The following is an 818-nucleotide window of genomic DNA, read 5'->3' on the forward strand; positions in this document are numbered from 1 at the left end:
TTTTGGCTATGATTGTGCTGCTGAATTTTGTGTCATCCACTACTAGAATGGAAAGATCGAGATTGGGCATGAGTCCAGGTCCTTATCCGAGTCTCTGATTCTTCAATACGATATACAAATCCGTTTACTATTTCGGCTATCGCGTGTAGCGCTAAGCGCTTATGGTCAGCGTGCTTAGTTGCTACAAAATTCTACTGCGAGAAAAAGTTACTCAGCTTTATTATTGTTTCCCCAGTTTAGACGTGTTTTTAGCTTTGTGCGAAAGTCATTTACAAGAGATTCTCTTGAAACTGATTTTTCAAGTAACTACTCAAGTCACTACCCGCTATAATGGGGAAAATTTATTGTTAATGATACGCGGGAGTATACCATGCCATCTTTTGATACGGTCTCAGAACTTGACATGCATGAGGTCACAAATGCAATTGATCAAGCAAAACGTGAACTAGGTAACCGTTGGGACTTTAAAAATGTTCAGGCCGATATTGTTGTCGAAGGGACACGAGTCACTTTTTCAGCCGAGCAGGACTTTCAGCTTGAACAGCTTATCGAAATGCTGCAGATGGCATTTGCTAAACGAAAGCTTGATGTTCGTTCTCTGACTGAGGCGGGTGACAGTAAAGCGGGCAAGTTAGTTAAAAGAAGTTTTGATATCAAACAGGGAATTGATAAAGATGTTGCACGAAAAATGGTTAAGATGGTGAAAGAAGCCAAGCTTAAAGTTCAGGTGGCAATTCAAGGTGATAAAGTTCGTGTTACGGGTAAAAAACGAGATGACTTGCAAGAAGTGATGCGCTTCTTCAAAGAATCGGATCTTG

General features: G+C 40.7%; 1 protein-coding gene. It reads left to right on the forward strand.

The window, feature by feature from the left end:
• Nucleotides 1-370: 370 nt before the first annotated feature.
• Nucleotides 371-818: YajQ family cyclic di-GMP-binding protein (locus A3763_RS01355; RefSeq protein WP_068759830.1), on the forward strand; the 448-nt coding region annotated here is incomplete at its 3' end.

This window comes from Oleiphilus sp. HI0128 (assembly GCF_001635365.1).